Here is an 18,070-nt window from a genome sequence, read left to right as displayed (position 1 = left end):
AAGGCTGCCTAGCGGCTATGCGCCTCACAGCGGACTGTCCGAATCAATGAATGCGCCCGCGAATAGGCTTGCTCGACCGCAATGACGAAGTGACCCCAAATTTGGAATGAGGTCACCTCGATCCTCGCCGGTTTGGTAGAGCCGCCGCCGGTAGCCTTCTCAAGCAATGCTGACGTGGCGCGTGACCTGGCCGTTGCTTTCCCAGTAGGTGTGTTTCTTAGCGATAACCGGATCGTCCATCGCGGGCTGGACCTTGCCTGCTGTATCAGTGGCGCGCGAGGTGACCGTGTGCTCGCCCTTTGACGCGTCTTTCCAGTCAAGATACCAGATCTTCCACGCGAATTCAGCTTCCTCACCATGGTCGATCGTCGCCGCGGTCCACGGGCCATCATCAATCTGAACTTCGACCTTGGCGATTGGCGCACCCCAGGCCGCACCGCTGATCCGGTATCCGGCATCGCTGCGCGTGACTCTGGCAGGCGCGGACTTCAGTAACGCGCGGCCGACCGAGGTCTCAGCCCAGACCGTCTCGCCATTATGCTCTTCCTCACGGATGGTGACGTAGTCTCGCGCCATAAGCAGACTCATGAAGCGCGTGTTGCGTATCTCAATGCGCTTTAGCCACTTGACGTTGGCGATGCCGTACCAGCCGGGCGCGATGAGCCGTACGGGGAAACCGTTGGGTGCTGGCAGTGCGGCACCATTCATCTCGTAGCAGAGGATGTTGTTGGGGTTCGTCGCATCGCCGAGCGACATGCTGCGGGCGAAATTCTGATGCATCTTGACGTCGCGATTATTGTCCTTGAGAGCGATGTCGCCGACATCGGTGCCCCAAAAAACAACTTCGATGCCGTCTTCTTTCACGCCCGCCTCTTCAAGAATGGCGGCGAGCGGTGTGCCTGCCCAGCGGGCGTTGCCAATGCCGCCGGTAAAAAATGGAAAACCATGATTGCCGGAGCATTCCACCGTGAAAACCACCTCCTGGCGCGGCCGCGCTTTGAGGTCGGCAAGCGACAGGCTCAGAGGCTTCTTCACCAACCCATCGATTTCCAGCTTCCAGGCATTCGCATCAATGGTTGGCCGATCAAAATGCGCGATACTGAAGAACTTCTCATTAGGCGTCACCCAGGAATCCAAATCCTCCCAGACAAGCTGGCTCTGGATGACTGCCGGAACGGGATTGGGCCGCGGCTGATCAACCCACGGGATCACGGTCTCACCCGGGCGGCTTGGAAAGGCCTGGGCAAACCGTGAGTGGAAGATCGCCAGCCCGGCGAGGGCTGCGCTGCCTTGAACGATGAATTCGCGTCGCGGAAGGTAATGCATGATGATCTCCTCCAGTGAAAAAAGCTGATTTCTCCTCGGTTAAATAAAGGTGGCGCAGCCGGAATCGCGCAAGGAAAGGCCGGCTAAAGCGGGCAATCGGATGAGCGCGCCGAACCATGGGGCTTAGAGGGGCGCCATGCTAAAGGTGGGAGTCTTCCGCTCTCAGTCACTGGCTCCGTCAGGTCCCAGCCAGCGATCCGTGACTATACGCCTGATCTGCGTTCATGGCGAGCGCGACGCTTCAATGGTCGTAACCGTCCCTGACACCATTATCCCCCCGGCTCCGCAAGCTGCTCTATGCGAGCGGCGATATTGACGGCGTTGATTGCCCTGCGCCGGGTTTGTGAACTGGCGAAGGAGAGGTAGCCATCGCCCGATGAGGCCGGGTGAGCAGCTGCGCTTAAATCGCGAAAGGAGGTGGCGAGGAAGATACCGTGAATCAGCAAGTTTCGAGCGGCTTCCGAATGTCATTTCGGAGGTCTAACGCAGGCTTAGTTCTCTTCACGCGAGACACAGCGCCGGAGGCGCAATCGAATTAGCTACGCTCACCAGACGGACGCCACTAGCTCCGGTTCTAGGCAGTTCGAAGGGCGTTGGCACGCAATTGTGTCTATCCCCGCATAATGCGATAGACCGTTGCATCACCCTCCGCACCTCGAAGAGGCGCGTCAAAAGCCACGACACGATGACGGGAGCGTTACTCCACATATCCAGATCGCGGATGAGCTCGGCAGCATCATCGTCGTGAAGAAGGGACAGGAGCTGCTCAGCTTCGACCCTGAGGGGCGGCATCTCCGCTCGCTCGACCCGCTCACTGGCCATCACGCCCTTCAAGAACCCAAGCCAATACCCCAATGCCTCGCGGTGATTTGCCTGCGCATGGATTTACCGAGCGCGGCCCCTTCATGTTCGAGTTTACCGCTCCCTCCGCGGAACACTTCAACCATTGACGCCCCCAACTCTAAAGTTTGGATTGTAGCAGAGGTCAGAACGCTCATCTATCGGGCGGCCAGAGGTTGCCCCCTGGAGCGGCGTTTCCCCTGAGCGGCCGACCAAAGAAGGCGCTCTGGACTCACCAAGGATCAGGCCGCCTAACGCGCTCCGCCTCCGACGCGGCTCTTTCCCTAGCGCAGCCGTGCTCGTCCTCTAGGGACGCTCCGCTCAAGCCCTTGCGGACTGCGCGCGCCAGCGCTTACCGGGACGCGCGACGGCGGCTCCGGGGATCAGGCAAGGTTCAAGACCGCATCGCGGCGGCTGCCGCTCACGAAGGAAGCTCATCGCGCCATTTGATAGCTTCCATCTCGACACGGACTGCGTCCTGAATGTCGACGACCTGACGGACGTCGAATTGGAACGCCGGGAAGGTCGAACACGCTTTGTGGACTACCAGCGGGTCATCTGCCTCGAGCAGCAAGCTACCGCCCCATTCGCCCACCCGCACGACGAAAGCATGCACCTTGGCCTCGCTGGGTATTTCCCAATGCTGGAAGATTTCCAGGATGCGCTTTTGGACGTTCTCGTATTCAATCGCCGACCCTTGTGGCCGCTCGTTCCAATTTATCATGTATTTCATAGTTTCCTCCTCACGCTGTCTGCTTTCCCTTAGGAAGTCCTACCCAACCACTTCATCGCCGGAATGAGCCGATCGAATTGTGATCCCAGCCATTGGTGAAGTGCCCTCATCGGCTGCCGCGATGTCTGCCACTGGCGGCCGAGCGCGCTGCGAATCCGGCCGTCACGACGGAGTTTCACTGTTGTCAATGCTGACATGGGCTACGTCCGAACTATATTCCAATTCACTAATATATTAAAGTTAAATCCTCCAGGGGTAGTGTCTCAGTTCGAAATTTCTTCAGGCTCATTCCATGCGACGGGAGCCCATGGCTGAGCTGCAACCCAAGCCTTAACTGCTTCTATTGAAAGATGCTCGCCGGAAAAGAACGGACGGCACTCATAAAGGTAGCCATCTAAAGTCTCTGGGACGGGCAGGCTCTCGTCGTACTCTCCGGTGTTCTCACCATCTTCGGCAAAGCGCGAAGCTGAGAATCGAGCCGGGAAGGAATGGATTTCGACACGGTGAGGTATGAGGTATGAGGCCAACATAATACCATGTGCCGACTGCAACGACCCTAGCTTGGTTCATTCTGCCTCTCGCTTTCTATAGGGTCCGCGCTTGCCAGGCTTGGGCGCAACGGCGTCCATCTTCTCGCAAAGGTGTTCCATCGACCCCGAACTAGGTGACAGCTTCCCGCCCTATGTCAGCCGCAGACTTCGCTTCGGACCTTTCGGCCTTCGTCACCGGGCAGGCGCGCCATGTCGACGGCGGCATCTACTACCACTGACAATCTCCACGCTGCTTCCGTGATACAAGAGTCAGCGTCCAGTCCAATCATCCCGAAAGCAGACTTTCTGCAGTCGGCCCCATTGCAGACTATTTGACCGGAATCATCAGGTGCGCATAGGGCGTGTCGGGGAACATGACATATGGCTGGTTCACGACTGGTTCGTGGGGATACAAGGCCATAATGTCGGGTGCGTTCATGACCATGACATGCGGACCGTCATGCAGCCAGTCGGCGCCTTCCGGGGGCTTGGTTGCAAAGGGGTCGGTATTGCTGGCGGCACTGCCACCCTTCAGCATATAGGCGAAAGCGACCTTGCCCTTCGGCGGCTCTTTCTTGGACATATACGCGTTCATCCACTCCATGCCGTTCTTGTCTGTGCACATCGGGTCGTCGGTGGGAGTACTAGGATCGTCCGGGATGCAAGTGAAGCCGTTCGTACCCTTCCTCAACGTCTTCATCTCCCAATTCACCACGGCGGCGTCTTTGCCAACAGCCTTCGGTGCCGCCGAAATAGCATTCTCAATCAACTGCTTATCGCTTTTATCGGCCGCAGCCGCGGCGGATGCACAAGCGACGGCGATAGCTGCCAAAAACACACTGCTTGAATGGATGCGCATTTCCTCCTCCTTAGCGAGCGAAGGTTTTGCCGGCGCGTCGCAACAAGCGCAGCTCCCGCTCTTGGAGTTGGCTGCTGCCCTGGGACCTGGAACGCGCCAATACATAAGGTACTCCTAATCTTACGGGGGGTCACCTACGGATGTGACGCCGGTTAGGAGTGGTGGGCCGAACCTGATGTACGGAACGCCCGCTTTTGGCGTGCATATGCCGTAGATGCCGTCCACGCGAATGAAAGGCTTCCCACCCAATCAGGACGTTCCGAGCCGGTGGTTTGAAGGGCGGCGGAGGGTCAGGGCTTGCCGTAGAACTACTGCGAACGAAGGGCAGAGAGGGGATCAAAACGCGACCTTCGCTGCATCACGGGCAACCAGGAAGCGAAACCTTAGACCGTCATCAGCGCAATTTTCCAACCGCTTCCAACGGTCCTCCAACGGGTGTGTTCCAACGCCTTACCCAGCAAATCCGCGGTTCCAACGGGTGTGTGTTCCCACCATATCCGAAGATATGGCCGCTGGAGGTCGGCCAATCAGATATTGGTCCCGTACCGCGACGGCGCCAATGCCGCCCAAGGTGCCCCGTAGCCTTCTTGGGATCCTTCTATGAGGTCCATGGCTGAGGCCACTGCGACGCGCTCACGGAACGCTTGCTGGCAGTTTGCAATCTTTGCCGAGTTGTATCGCGCTCGCTTTCCTCGCCTAAGAACACACCCTAAAGAAGACAAGCAGCTGATCCGTCCACGACGACAAGCCGTCCCACTGTCCCACGCCCTCGACAGCGGGACAGTGGACAGCCACGCCTTGATGCTGGGGGCTATAAAGGAGGGGGACGTTTTCTGCGACCGCGCAACGGTGACGATGCCGACCAAGGACCGAGGAACACAATCGTGCCGGCTGGCGTGAGCCACCCGAGGCTACTCCGCCTCATCTTTGCCGGCTCCATGGAAGAAGGATTGGATTTCCTCCATGTCAACGCTGTCATCGCCGTTCTCGTCGACGGCGTTGAATATCCGTCCGATGAAATCCTGAACCTCGCTCTGAGAAAGAGCACCATCGCCGTCGGCGTCCACAATGGCAAACATTATTCGCATCTTTGCGCCATGCATCATCCTGGCTCCCATACCGCTGCGACCTCCGGTCATCCGCCGCCCTTCGGGGGGGCCCATTCTGGAGTCCCTATGCCAGCGGCCACCAACGTGCCACTCCGCTCGGGGACCGCGATCCTCCCGCATTCTTTCCTGAAGCATCTCACCCATCATCTGGCGCATCATTTCACGCATAGAGTCTTGCGTTTGTCCGGTCCTTTCCGGCGACTGTTCGGGACCATAATCCTGAGCCTTTACTGCGGGCACAGGTGTTCCGCTCGACTCCGCCAGCGCGGGCGAGCCCAACATGATCAACACAGCGGTAACTGCCGCGGTTTTGCTCGGAAGGGTCATTGTGTTCTCCTGTGGTGAATGGCTACGCCGATCATGTCGGCATCCAAGCAAACCCGCAGCCTATCTCCTGGTTCCTGCCGGTTTCGGTGATGATCCTCTGAAAGCGTGCGGTCCATCAGGCCCGGCGCATATGCAAATTGGCTAATCTACCTCAAACGGCTATGGTGCGATCGCCATCCCGAGTGGTACGTCGTACAGCTCGGCCAGATTTACTACGACTCCCGACAATACCATGAAGCAGTCACGGCTTTGCGTAGCCTAATGACAATCGACACAGTGTACCGCTGGCTCTATTTGGCAGCCAGTCATGCTGCATTGGGGGAATATGATCGAAGCGAAGGAGGGCGTGGAGCGGATCAAGCAAATAGATCCATCAGCCACAATCGTTTCGAGAACCGGCCCCCAAATGACGCCTTACAAAAATCCCGGTGACTTGGAACACTTTCGCGAGAACTTGCGCAAGGCGGGCCTGCGGGAATAAGTGAAGGCGCGTGCTGCCTTGAAGGGGTGCAAATGCCGGGTCGTAGGGGCTCCCGGTACTCCAGCGCAGCGAGGGACAACCCAGGCCAGCCTTTCTGGCTGGTGGATTAGCCGCTTTGGGGCCGAGGCCGCGGTCTTAGCGGGTCATTCCGTCTCGTCTCGCGACTGGTTTAGGCTGCAAGCCCGGATCAGCCATTGGCCATCGGCTTGGCGCTGAAACACGTTCAGTGAGGTCCCCGCCTCCAGCGTATCCGAGTAGGCGGCAAGACACCAAGCGAGGTCGCCTGAAGAGCCCACATCTAGAATGCGCAATTCCTTGTTGTCACCAATGTTCACCCATTCTGAGTGGAGGGCCTCGATGGCCGCTCGGCCCCTCGCTGGAGGAGCATAGGGCGAGAAGACTTCGCCATCGTCGGTGAACACAGCCGCGCAACCCGCGGGATGTTTCGTTCGATAAGCGGTGGCGTAGGCGTCATAGACGCTCTGCAACTGTTCGCGGATGGACATCTGACACCTCACGCTCAAATGGGGCTCGAATGAATCGACTGGTTTGACACCATCAGACAGGCACTCCCACTAGCCGGTAGCCTTCAAGAACGAACGCCTTATCCTCATCAAGAGCACACATCGTTGCGCAGATGCGCGCGTGCACAATCGTATCAAAACCCTCGGGTGCTTCCTGACCTATGTGCCGAGCTTCGTCGATCCTTCCTAGCTGAGCTAGGCAACACGCTTCGTTGAGTTTGAAGAAGTAGGGTGCATCGATCAGCGTTCTGTAGGCGGCAAGAGCGGCATCCAACTCCCGAGCCAAATAGTAGCAGTCACCTAGACTGGATACGAACGCAGGAGGTAGAAGCGGCTCAAGTTTGCATGCTCGCTTGGCCAGTTCCAACCCTTCCTGGTGCCGACCCGCAAAGGATACGATCCAGCCTCGAGCGAGCAAAACATTGACATCCCGAGGGCTCATCGTCATTGCCATTTCGGAGTAGCGCATTGCCTCACCGATCTGCGCGGACATCGCGAAGCATGCCGCAACGCTTGTCAGCACGTACGGATTGTTCTTGTCCGCTGCAATTGCTTGCCTCGCAAATTGCTGCGCTTGCCGGTCGCGCTGAGCATCGGTCCCCAAGCTCGGTTCGCTGAACCGCCAATAGGCATATAGCAAGGCGAGAGCGGCTAGGGCCGGCGCATAGTGAGGGTCAATCTGGATCGCCTCATGCATGTGTTCGCGGGCAAGCCGCTCATCGCCGTTGCGCCAAGCAGCATGAGACTTCAGCCAAGACGTATAGGCCGAAACGCTCGTTGTGGGACTTTTCTCGCGTTTGGCCCCAGCAGCATCTCGCAAACTGAAAAACAGCCGCCCCGTGATGCACTCTACGATTTCGTCTTGCACCGCGAATATGTCCGTCATCTCACGATCAAACTTTTCCGCAAACACGTGGGCACCGGTTTGAGTGTCAACTAGTTGGACCGTTGCACGTATGCGCGGACCCGCCAGCCGGATACTTCCCTCCACGACGAAATCCGCTCCCCACTTACGGCCCATCTCGGCCACGTCAACGGAACTGCCCTTATACGTAGACGCCGTGTTCCGAGCTACGACTGCTAGGTCCTTGAACCGGCTCAATTCGGTTATGATGTCCTCTGTGATGCCGTCAGCAAGATAATCTTGATCCGGATTTCGCGACATGTTGGCGAAAGGCATAATCGCAATCGACGTGACTTCTTTGTTGATCCGTGGAGTGACCTCATGCGATGCGCCGGCGAGCGCTACCGAATAGGCTCTGATAGGGGCATCTATGTTCTTGAGCTGCAAATGGCCGAGGTCTTCCGCCGTGACGGCGACCTTGCCTCGAACCTCGTTGTAAACTTTCTCCGACATGCATATGCCACCGGGACGGGCTTGGCTCTCAAGTCGTGCCGCGATGTTAACGCCATCGCCATAGATGTCTGAACCTTCGCCGATCACGTCGCCCAGATTGATGCCAATTCTGAGGACTATTTGATGTATCTCCTGCAGCCCCGCGTTCGCCTCCGTCATCTTCTGCTGCAATTCGAGCGAACCTGCCACCGCGTTCACGGCGCTGGCGAACTCAATGAGAACGCCGTCCCCCATTAACTTGACAACTCGTCCACTGTGAGACCGAACTACGGGCTCGAGCACGCTCTTTCGTCGGTGTTTGAGGGCCTGCAGAGTGCCGACTTCGTCGGACTCCATCATTCGGGAAAAGCCGACCACGTCGGCGACTACGATGGCCGCCAGCCTGCGTTGCACCGCTCCATTACTCACCGTGGCTGCCCTTAAAAATTGCTGGATGGCGAGTTCTGAAAACCCTAGTACCGCTTTGTTGGCAGTGTCCAGCTATCTTGGATGTGGATGTGGATGTGGATGTGGATGTGGACGGGGGCGAGGCAGAGCAATACTGCCGTCACCAACGCTTGCCTAGGCTGGGGACCTGATAGAGCTGCTGGGCAAAAATGGTTGGACAACAGCTCGAAATCGTTAGCAGCCACGTGGCCGACCTACGCAGCCGCTACTGGGTGCGTTACGTACTTGGTCGAGGACGATCGGACGAGACGCGGTAGCCTCGTCTGGCGGGAGAGGGTTCCTTCGCGTCAGATCCGCTTCACCGCCAGCCGCACGCCAGTGTCGGGGCGGACCGTCATGGACATGGTCGGCATTGGCAACGAATTTGGTCCCAGCTCGAAGCGGTAGCGCGCGAGAAGAGTGGCTAGGATGATGTGGGCCTGCATCATTGCGAAGTTCGCGCCGACGCAAACGCGCGGTCCCGCGCCGAAAGGAAGATAAAGATAGCGATCGCGAGCGTGCATGGCCTCGGGTGAAAACCTGTCCGGGTCAAATTCATTCGGGCGCTCCCACCACATCTGATGCCGATGGACTGCGTAGATTGGGAGGAACAGCACGTCGTTAGGCAGGATCTCGCGGCCGAGAGTGTCGGCTCTTCGGACATTGCGCGCCTGCATTCCGACCGGCGGGTAAAGACGCATAGCCTCTTCGATCACCTGCTTCACGTAGCGCGTCGTTTCCATGTGATCGGCGCCTGCGGGGGAATCTCCTAGAGCCGCGCGAGCTTCTGCTCGAGCCCGCTCCTGCGCGTTTGGATGCGCGCCAGGAGGAGCAGCGACCAAGACAGCGCCAGCGTCGGGCGAGGGGCGACGCAACCGCGTCGCTCAACGACTACAGCCTCAAGAATCTTGGCCAGCTCGTGCCGCTTGTTGAACCGCTCCTGACCCTAGACCCGTCGCATCCCGGAAAGCTGCGGGCGATCGGCGGGGCGGTAAATCCCGCAAAGCACGACGACGCCATCCCGGCGGCTGGCGTCCTCAAGGTCGCGCTTGGCGATCTTCGGTTCCTGAAGAAAACCTATCCCTGACGGTACTGGGAGCGCTCGCCGTCAGTGCAAGGTTGCTATCTTGCCACCAGAGGCGCCTTCCATTGGTTGGCCGTAGGGGCTTGTCGGACTTCCTTGCAGAAACATTCCACGGCGTTTCTTCGGCCGCTGTGAGAGAGAGTGTTGCCGGTCCCCCCTGGACTAGCGCCAATCGCAACCGCGCTCGAGCCTTAAGGGAAACGCATTCGACGCGTGGTCACGAAGCAAGGCCGCTATCGCCCTGGCTGCATCGCGAACTGGACGCGGTGGATTTATCGGCGGTCTGGCATGAGACCTGGCATTTGTGTGCCGTGATGGGCACTCAGCGCAACATAGTCGAGGCGGCGGAAGCTCTGGACCGTGCCGATCTGAGGCGCGTCGGCTGATGCCGCCAGAGCATATGAAACCCTACGTGAAGTCGCACAAGATCGACGATCGCGATGCGGAGGCAATCGCCGAGGCGGCGACACGACCGACCATGCGCTTCGTGCCGATCAAGTCGGGAGAGAGCAACTCGATGTGTAGACTTTGCATCGTGCGCGCGAGCGGCTGGTCAGCACCTGGGGCGGCCCTGATCAACCAACTGGGCGACGTGCTGTTCGATCGCGGCATCGTCATCGCGAAGGGTCGGCCAAACCTGCACCTGTGGCTTCGCTAGAACCCGCCGAACAACACGGTCCTAACCGCCCGGATGCAGCAACTCGTTCATGACATGGTCGACGAACTGCACGCGCTCGATCATCGGATGAAGCAACCCGATCAGGAGTTTGAGACGCTCGCCAAAAGCGATGAACGAGCCCGTCTTCTGCGCAGTGTGCCAGGCATTGGCGCTGTCAACGCAACCGCGCTGGCGGCAGCGGTCGATGACGCGTCGGCCTTCGCGAAGGGGCGTGACTTCGTTGCCTGGCTGGGGCTTGTTCCGCGCCAGATCACGACCGGCAGCAAGCCGCGCCTGACGAGATCAGCAAGCGCGGTAGCGCCTACATGCGCGTGCTGTTGATCCATGGCGCGCGATCGGCACCGCCGTATCTCGCGCGCCTGGACGCTCAACTCGGCGCTTGGCTGCAAGCGCTACTAAAGCGCGCGCCAAGCGCAATGGGTTGTCGTTGGGCTCGCCAACAACTGGCCCGGATCGCCTGGGCCGTGACGTCGAACGGGCGTCCCGACGAAGCCGTGATGGCCTCGAAGGGGTAACGAGTTTGGTCGAGCGGGCGCGCCCCGGCATCTTCTCGGCCGCATGAAGTCTGCGGGAGGATTTACATAGAGATGGCCCAGCGGTTGGTCGGCGTTCGACAAACCTGTCGGGAGGCAGCGGCCCTTTCGAGTTCGTGTATCTTGTTAGGAGCCGGGCGCACGAATCTCCATCTTGGCAGGGCATCCAATGCACCGAGGCCGGATACATTGTTGCAGACCGAGTGTGCCGCCTTGAACATTCCGCTTGCAGACGGGGCAGGCCATACATTGCCTGCGGCCGCACCGATCGCGAGACGGCCGGACCGCGTCGGATTGCCTGTGACGCTGCTCCGTCAGTCCGATGGAAAAGCGCACCCACGACGGTTCGAGCGATGCTTTCGTGCAGCCGACTAACCCCGTCGCAGAGCGCGGAAGATTGCACGGCGCATCGGAACTCGACGCCAGAAGGCGGTATCGTAGCAGAGAGAACAATCGTGTATTATCGCACCAAATGAGCGGAACGGCGATATCGAAAAGATCATTTAAAGCACAACCGATTAAGATGGCAAGATAAAAGGCAGCACATTGTGCTTTGGGCGGTTGGTTGTTTTTGTTGGACTTTTCGCTGTCTCCCGCACATTGCGGCACCCTGGTGCAATGTCTGGTTTAAGATCAAGCGATTGATGTTATTTAGGAATTAGCACATTGCGGGGTATTACCTGCTCGGGCTCGCAATTCTCAGCGGCGTTGTGTTGATGTCACGACGCATCGGTTCCAGGTTGGCCCAGACCTCGCGGAACGACTGTATGGGGGCCGCAAGCTGTCGGTCCGCTGTTTGACGGAACCGCCAACCAACTGCCGCTCCGAAATGGTAAGCTAGCCATCTCTGTCGCATCATAGAGCCGAAGCTTGCTACCGAGGACGATCCCGCAACCGCGTTGCCAGGCAACAATAGAGGTTGTCATTACTTTTGTACGCGGCAGCCTTGCAGTTCAGAGTCTCTGATCTAGGATGCGCCAGAACCACCGTCGGAAGTCCGGCTTGCAGCTCTGCAACAAATGTCCTTGCCGCCATGGAACGTCACACCGTCGTCGTCGAGGGCACTTTAGCCTTTCGCATGCAGCGTGTTGCAGCCGCTCAAGCGGGTGACCACGGCCTCGACGTCACCACTGTCCCGCTGCTGGCGGCTCGCCTCGCGGGTGGTTTCAGCCGTCCAGCCGATCACGCAACCCTTGTGCCAATCGTCTCACAAGCACTCGCAGAGACCACTTTTGAAGAACTCGAAATGGTCAAGGCAAGACCTGGCATGGCGAGGGCCGTCCTCGCTAGTCTGGATCGGGTATGGGCCGCTGACATTCGCCTTGGCGGTCCGCTCAATCCGAGCGCCCGGCTGCGCGACCTTGGTCACATCGAAAGCTTTCTGCGCGAGCATCTTCCAATCGGCGCGCTGTTGCCCGGGGACCTGCGCGATCGAGCGCTTGCGCGCATCGTTCATGCGCGCGCTGTCGTCGGCCCTCTCCATCTCCACCGGCTTGTTTCCGTCGACCCGCTCTGGCGACCGCTCATCGAAGCGCTCAGCTCGGTCGTCGAAGTTACGTGGGACGCGCCGGGCACGCGCGATCGGACCTGGTTTCCTGGTAAGATTCTGGCGACGCCTCTGCAGTCTCCTGAACATCTGATCTGTGAGGTTTGCGCCGACCCTCGCGCGGAGGTGGTTGAAGCGCTTCGCTGGGCGCGTGCGTTGTTGAGCGATGGTGTAACGCAAGCCAGTGACATCGCGATCGCAAGTGCTGACTTGAGCGTGTGGGATGATCACATGCTGGTGCTGGCGGCGGACGCTGATCTCCCGATCCATTTCGCTGGCGGCGTTTCAGCCCTGAGCACGCGCGCCGGCCAGACCTGCGCGGCGCTCGCTGATGTTATGATCAACGGCTTGTCGCAGGATCGTATTCGTCGTCTGTCGCTGCTATCTCCTTACCTATCGGAGGCGCTTCCGGCTGATTGGATGAAAGGAATCCCCACCGAGGCGGGACTTTTCGAGCCGGAGCACTGGGCGCGCAGTCTAGAGACACTCTCGCATAACGAGGGAACCCCAATCGCAACGACCGTAATGCCAGTGCTCTACGACCTAGTGGGCGGCGCAAAAGCTGCGGTCAAACTCGGAAAGTCGCTCCTGCGCGGCAGCAGCCTTGGGCTCTGGCAGGAGGCGCTTCGTTTGGCCCCGGCCGCAGCAATGGAGATGACCCTAACGTCGTTGCGCATTGCAGACGAGAGTGACCCTGCCAACAATGTGGTCTGGGGGCGGGCGGCGGACCTGGTTGGAGCGCCACGAAAGTATATGCGTCTGCTTGGGCTTTCGAGCAGAAGCTGGCCGCGTGGCGACAATGCGGACCCGCTACTGCCCGAGCATGTGCTTAACGAGCGTGAGTTGGTGGACCTGCCCCGGCTCGAGCACGATCGGCTGACCTTTGAGATCTTGACCGGCCACCCAAATTCGAAGGTTACGCTGTCGCGCAGCAGGCGATCGGCGGAAGGCGCGTTCCTTGCCAAAAGCGGATTGCTACAGCATCGGGTTGCCGAGCGTCTGCTTTCGCGGACGCGAACGCCGGAGCATGCGTTTAGCGAAGGTGATCGTCTACTGGCTCGTACTGATGATGCGCTCGCCTTGCCGCGCATACAAAGCGTTATTTCTTGCTGGGCGGACTGGACGCGCAGGCTTGAGACAACGCCACATGACGGCGGGTTCCGAGAGCACCATCCGGCCATTCTCCGCGCTCTGAGCTTGCCGCATTCTGCTACCTCGCTCCGGCGGCTTTTGCGTGATCCCTTGGGTTATGTATGGCTAAGAGTGTTAGGGATGACCGCGCCTGAGCTTGCGGTTCAGCCGCTGCAACTCGATGCGATGACCTTCGGTGAGCTCGTGCATGAATTGCTGCGCCTTGCGGTCGAGCGCATGCCCAGTCTTGTCAGCGCAACGCCAGAAGAAATTGATAGCGCGCTTGAGGCTGCGGTCAAAAGCGTCGCGAGGGACTGGCCGCTAACCCGGGCAGTGCCGCCGAGCTTGCTTTGGTTGGACACGATCGAAGAGGCGCGGCGACGGGCTCGCCGCGGGCTGACGGTCGATGACCGCTTCGGTCCTGGTACGCAGAGCTTTAGCGAGGTGCCGTTCGGCACGCCTGAGTCGCAGGCAAAAAATTCAGTTCCCTGGCGTGAAAACCAACAGGTCTTGATCGGCCGTTTCGGGACCCCCCTGAAAGGCCGCATCGACCGTGTCGACGTGAAACCGGACCGCCGTGGTGTCCGGATGTCCGACTACAAGACCGGCAAGACGCCGCGCGATCTGCGCGACGTCGTCCTCGGCGGTGGAGCTGAAGTTCAGCGCGTACTCTACGCCGTCGCGATCAAGCAGCTCATCCCCGAGGTGAGTACGATCATCTCCCGCCTGGTCTACCTCGACACCATGGAACCTCCGGCGCGCCTTGAAGGCGATGTGCTCGAACAAGCGGAAGAGAAGCTGCTACGCTTCATCGACATCGCTGTCGAAGGGCTCAGAGCTGGGATCGCCCATCCGGGACCAGATGCGTTCGCAGGCTACAACCAACTCAGGATCGCGCTGCCTGCGGCGCTTGATCGTTACGAAGGGCGCAAGGATGAAGGTTTCAACGCCGCACAGCACAAGCTTGCGCCCCTTTGGAGGGAGCTGTGATGCTGAGCGACGCCCTTGAGCGCCGTCGCGTTCTCACGGAACTCGACAGGACACTGCTGGTCGAAGCGGCTGCGGGCACCGGCAAAACGTCACTTATTGCCGGCCGCGTCGTCATGCTAATGTTGTACGGTGCGCCGCCGCGCAGCATCGCCGCGATTACGTTTACCGAACTGGCTGCCAGCGAGCTGTCGCTGCGCATTCGCGAATACGCAACCCAACTGCTGGGAGGAGAAATCCCGAAGGTGTTGCGCGACGCTGTAACCCTTGAGCTGCTCGACGAAAAAAAGAGCAGCCTCAAGTCGGCAATTGATGCCCTCGACGAGCTAACCGCGTGCACGATTCACGCGTTGTGCCAGCAGATTATCATGGCCTATTCCGTCGAAACGGGACTCGATCCCGGATCGCGAATGATGGATGGACCTGCGGCTGACGCGATGTTCGAGAGCGTCATCTCCAAATGGCTGTTCGAGCGTCTCTCAATACAAACTAGGGAGGGCGAGGATCCGGTCGCGGTCCTCTCCAAGTTCGAACCGTTGAAGGTCGTCAAGGATAGCTTCGACCTTGCCAAGCTCAAGCTGGAGCATCCAGGGGCCGGCACGGCTTCGATCAACTTCTCACTGCGCAAGGATATCGATTTTGTCGAGAGCGTCCGTGCGTTCCGACGCTGGCAAGCAGACTATCCTAAAGAAGGCCGCACCGGGGCCTTGGTCGCAGAATTCGAAACCCTCGCCGCATTCTACGAGAGCTGCTTCGAGAAAGAGCCGACCTTTGCTCGGCTATGGGGACTTGCCGACCCGCCGCGTACTGCCTCGATGAAATGGAACGAGTTCGCTTTCAAAAAACAGCGCAATCTCGGCTATTGGAAATCGGCCTATGGCAAGGACAAAGGACCAGAACTCGCTCAACAGGCCGAGGCCCATTCCCATAACTGTGAGACGCAATTCGCAGAGCTCCTCGGCCAGATCGGCGATGCCATGGTCGATCAGATGTCACGTGCGCTCGATCCCGTCAGGGACCTCTATGTCGAGCGCAAGGGAGACGCGGCTGTCCTCGACTTCGACGACCTTCTGCAGCGTGCCCAAGCCCTTGTGACCAAGAACGATGCCGTGCGCGAGGCAGTCGGTCGACGCTTTGCGCATATCCTGGTCGATGAATTTCAGGACACTGACCCGATCCAGGCCAGCATCCTCTTTTCGATCGCGGCCCGCGCCATGCCCGATCGCTGGCAGGATGCCGATCTTCGCGACGGTGCGCTGTTCGTCGTCGGCGATCCCAAGCAATCCATCTACGCGTTTCGTGGTGCGGACATCGACAGCTACAATCAGGCGAAGCGGACGATTGCACGCCTGGGGGACGACCGCGTTGTCCATATCGGGGCCAACTTTCGCTGCCAGCCAGGCATCATTGAGTACGTGAACGCCGCGTTCCAACCCGTCCTTGATGCTGACGGTCAGCCAAGTTATGGCGCACTCAGCGCAACGCGCAAAGGCGCCATCCATGGACTGCCTTCCGCGTCCCATGTGACCATTGGCGACGGTCGATCGGCGAGTATGCCCGAGCAGCGCGACGACGAGGCGGCGATCGTTGCGCGGATATGTTCCGAACTGGTCGGTGCAATCGAGATCGAAGACGAGCACGATGGTAGCCGCCGCCTACTTGAAGCGGGCGACATTGCCCTGCTTGCGCCAACCGGCACCGACCTTTGGCGCTATGAACGGGCACTGGAGGCGCTCGGGCTTGCTGTCGCGTCGCAAGCTGGCAAGACGCTGTTACTCCAGCAAGAGACCCAGGACGTTCTAGCGCTGCTGCGCACTCTGGCGGATTCGCGCGACCGGCTTGCCTTCGGTGCTTTCATGCGTGGACCCATGGTCGGTCTAACCGATGAAGAGCTGCTCGACATCGCCGAAGAGGTCCATCAGGCCGGACCTGCCGCTGCACCGACTGGCCTCTTTGACATCACAACACCGCCGGGTCTGGTGTCCCATCCCATCGTCAGTTCAATCCTCGATATCCTGCAAAAACTCCGAGCAAGGGTGAACGTCACGACCCCGCGCATTTTGTTGGCCGAGGCCATCGAGCAGCTTCAACTGCGCGTCGCATTGTCTGCACGCAGCGGCAACAACCGTGCTGCGCGCTCTCTCGCCAATCTTGATCGCATTGTTGAACTCGCGCGGCCATTTGACGTCCGGGGGCTCCGATCCTTCGTCCGTCATCTGCAGCTCGATTGGGATCGTCGAGCCTCGCGGCAGGAGGGCCGGATCGACGCATCGAAAGACGCGATCGAGATTGTGACCATTCACAGCGCCAAAGGCCTTGAGTGGCCGGTGGTGATCCCCATCAACATGGGCACGCGCGCAAGACCCTCTGAGCGGTTCGTCCATCGTCAATCCGACAACACGCTGCACTGGATCATCGGCGGCGTCTGTTCCTCGGCGCTCAAGCTTGCTCGCGAGGAGCAAGCGCAGCGTCAGACGCTGGAACATCAACGCATGTGGTATGTCGCCTCTACGCGTGCCCGCGATCTGCTGGTCGTTCCCAATCTTTCCTCGGCCAAGCCAGGCGCATGGTCGAAACTTCTCAACCTGAGATTCGATCTGCTTGAGGAATTGCAGTTCAACCAGCTGGAGCCGCGAACGCTCCCCAATTTCGACGCTGCCGCGTTGCCTCAGGACACCGATACTTTCGCACGGCAAGCCGCCATCGTTAAGGCAGCCTCGCCCTCACTGCGCTGGACCAATCCCAGTGCCCACGACGCGGACCGTGCCGAAATCCTCGTGGCGACCTCGGCGAGCGAACCGAACGGCGCGTTCGAATATATCGAGACTATAGGCGCCGGCAGGACTCGCGGGCTGGTTCTTCATAAGCTTATGGAGGAACTTCTGACGGGCGAACTAACGCCCCAGGATGACGTTGCCGCACGCGCTGGACGTCTTCTCAGCGAACTTCTTGCCATCGACTCCGAGGAGGGGTCTCTCCCCGTTCCAAGCGAACTCGCAGCGACCGCGTTGCAGACCTACCGGCTGCCTTATGTGCAGCGACTCTTGTCCGTGCTTGTGCCTGAATTGTCTGTCTGGGGCGAGATAGAGCCTGGTAAACTTCTCGCCGGCCGCGTCGATGCGATCGCAATCGAGGATGGCAAAGTGCTGGAGGTTCTGGATTGGAAGAGCGATGGCGACACACACCTGCACCGCGTTGTGTATGTGCAGCAACTGCAGGGCTACCTCCAGGCAGTCTCTGCGCCACGGGGCGCGATCGTGTTTATGACTACCGGTGAAATCGTGCCCGTCCTGTACGCGAATTGAAGTCCACCAGCCACGTACCGTAGTGTTCGCCAGCCGAAAGCCGGGCGAACAAACCGCATGAACCATGGTCGCGCAATCCAAGCACGTCATGTGACGAACAGCCGGCTTAAGCCCGCCTCGTTTTTGTGTTTGTATTGGCGGTAGGTGGAAAGCGCCCATACATTTCGGAAGAGGCTGGTGCTCTGCCGACTCGCTTGGATGCCAACTGATGGGAACCGGTTCAGCCCGCTAGCGCCGAATGTGGGCGCCTTTCGGACGGGCAATTTGAGGCCGTAAGCGGATTGGCGATTTCT

Annotated in this window: 11 protein-coding genes and 1 pseudogene; 5 read left to right on the top strand and 7 right to left on the bottom strand. The window is 59.4% G+C overall.

Going from position 1 to position 18,070, the window contains the following annotated elements; translation table 11 throughout:
• Positions 1-159: 159 nt before the first annotated feature.
• The 7 genes from RFM98_RS19315 to RFM98_RS19285 all read right to left on the bottom strand — a co-directional run bounded on the left by RFM98_RS19315 (position 160) and on the right by RFM98_RS19285 (position 9,354).
• Positions 160-1,326, bottom strand: a complete 1,167-nt coding sequence (locus RFM98_RS19315) for a sulfite oxidase (RefSeq protein WP_320310371.1) — start codon at positions 1,324-1,326, stop codon at positions 160-162.
• A gap of 1,261 nt (positions 1,327-2,587) precedes the next feature.
• A complete protein-coding gene (locus RFM98_RS19310) occupies positions 2,588-2,899 on the bottom strand; it encodes a DUF3303 domain-containing protein (RefSeq protein ID WP_320310370.1) in 312 nt (103 codons plus the stop codon).
• A gap of 858 nt (positions 2,900-3,757) precedes the next feature.
• A complete protein-coding gene (locus RFM98_RS19305; RefSeq protein ID WP_320310369.1) occupies positions 3,758-4,288 on the bottom strand; it encodes a hypothetical protein in 531 nt (176 codons plus the stop codon).
• A gap of 911 nt (positions 4,289-5,199) precedes the next feature.
• A complete protein-coding gene (locus RFM98_RS19300) occupies positions 5,200-5,724 on the bottom strand; it encodes an EF-hand domain-containing protein (protein WP_320310368.1) in 525 nt (174 codons plus the stop codon).
• Positions 5,725-6,348: 624 nt separating this feature from the next.
• The gene (locus RFM98_RS19295) at positions 6,349-6,711 is read right to left on the bottom strand and encodes a YybH family protein (RefSeq protein ID WP_320310367.1); all 363 of its coding nucleotides are present in this window, start codon (positions 6,709-6,711) and stop codon (positions 6,349-6,351) included.
• Positions 6,712-6,763: 52 nt separating this feature from the next.
• Complete coding sequence (locus tag RFM98_RS19290) at positions 6,764-8,494, bottom strand: adenylate/guanylate cyclase domain-containing protein (RefSeq protein ID WP_320310366.1); 1,731 nt, start codon at positions 8,492-8,494, stop codon at positions 6,764-6,766.
• A gap of 326 nt (positions 8,495-8,820) precedes the next feature.
• Positions 8,821-9,354 (bottom strand): cytochrome P450, encoded by a 534-nt coding sequence (locus tag RFM98_RS19285; protein WP_320310365.1) that lies wholly within the window; start codon positions 9,352-9,354, stop codon positions 8,821-8,823.
• On the opposite strand from RFM98_RS19285, the gene RFM98_RS19280 reads away from it, so the two are divergent.
• From RFM98_RS19280 to RFM98_RS19260, 5 genes and pseudogenes are all read left to right on the top strand, one after another.
• Positions 9,324-9,599, top strand: coding sequence for a hypothetical protein (locus RFM98_RS19280; protein WP_320310433.1), 276 nt, complete (start codon positions 9,324-9,326; stop codon positions 9,597-9,599). The two genes, RFM98_RS19285 and RFM98_RS19280, sit on opposite strands and share 31 nt — an antisense overlap.
• 376 nt (positions 9,600-9,975) lie before the next feature.
• Positions 9,976-10,105, top strand: a pseudogene (locus RFM98_RS31400) (IS110 family transposase); the annotation flags it as partial.
• Between the two features lie 203 nt (positions 10,106-10,308).
• On the top strand, positions 10,309-10,596 hold the full coding sequence (locus tag RFM98_RS19270) for a transposase (protein WP_320310363.1): 288 nt from the start codon (positions 10,309-10,311) through the stop codon (positions 10,594-10,596).
• A gap of 1,245 nt (positions 10,597-11,841) precedes the next feature.
• Positions 11,842-14,475 carry a PD-(D/E)XK nuclease family protein gene (locus RFM98_RS19265; RefSeq protein ID WP_320310362.1) on the top strand — a complete coding sequence of 878 codons (2,634 nt, stop codon included), beginning with the start codon at positions 11,842-11,844 and terminating at the stop codon, positions 14,473-14,475.
• Entirely contained in the window at positions 14,475-17,777 is a 3,303-nt protein-coding gene (locus tag RFM98_RS19260) for a UvrD-helicase domain-containing protein (protein ID WP_320310361.1), read from the top strand. The genes RFM98_RS19265 and RFM98_RS19260 overlap by 1 nt, the downstream gene beginning before the upstream one ends.
• Positions 17,778-18,070 lie beyond the last annotated feature (293 nt).

The sequence above is a fragment of the Mesorhizobium australafricanum genome (assembly GCF_033977265.1).
Taxonomy (GTDB): Bacteria; Pseudomonadota; Alphaproteobacteria; order Rhizobiales; family Rhizobiaceae; genus Mesorhizobium; species Mesorhizobium australafricanum.
Note: the sequence above shows the minus strand (reverse complement) of the source record. Positions and strands in the feature narration are given on the sequence as shown.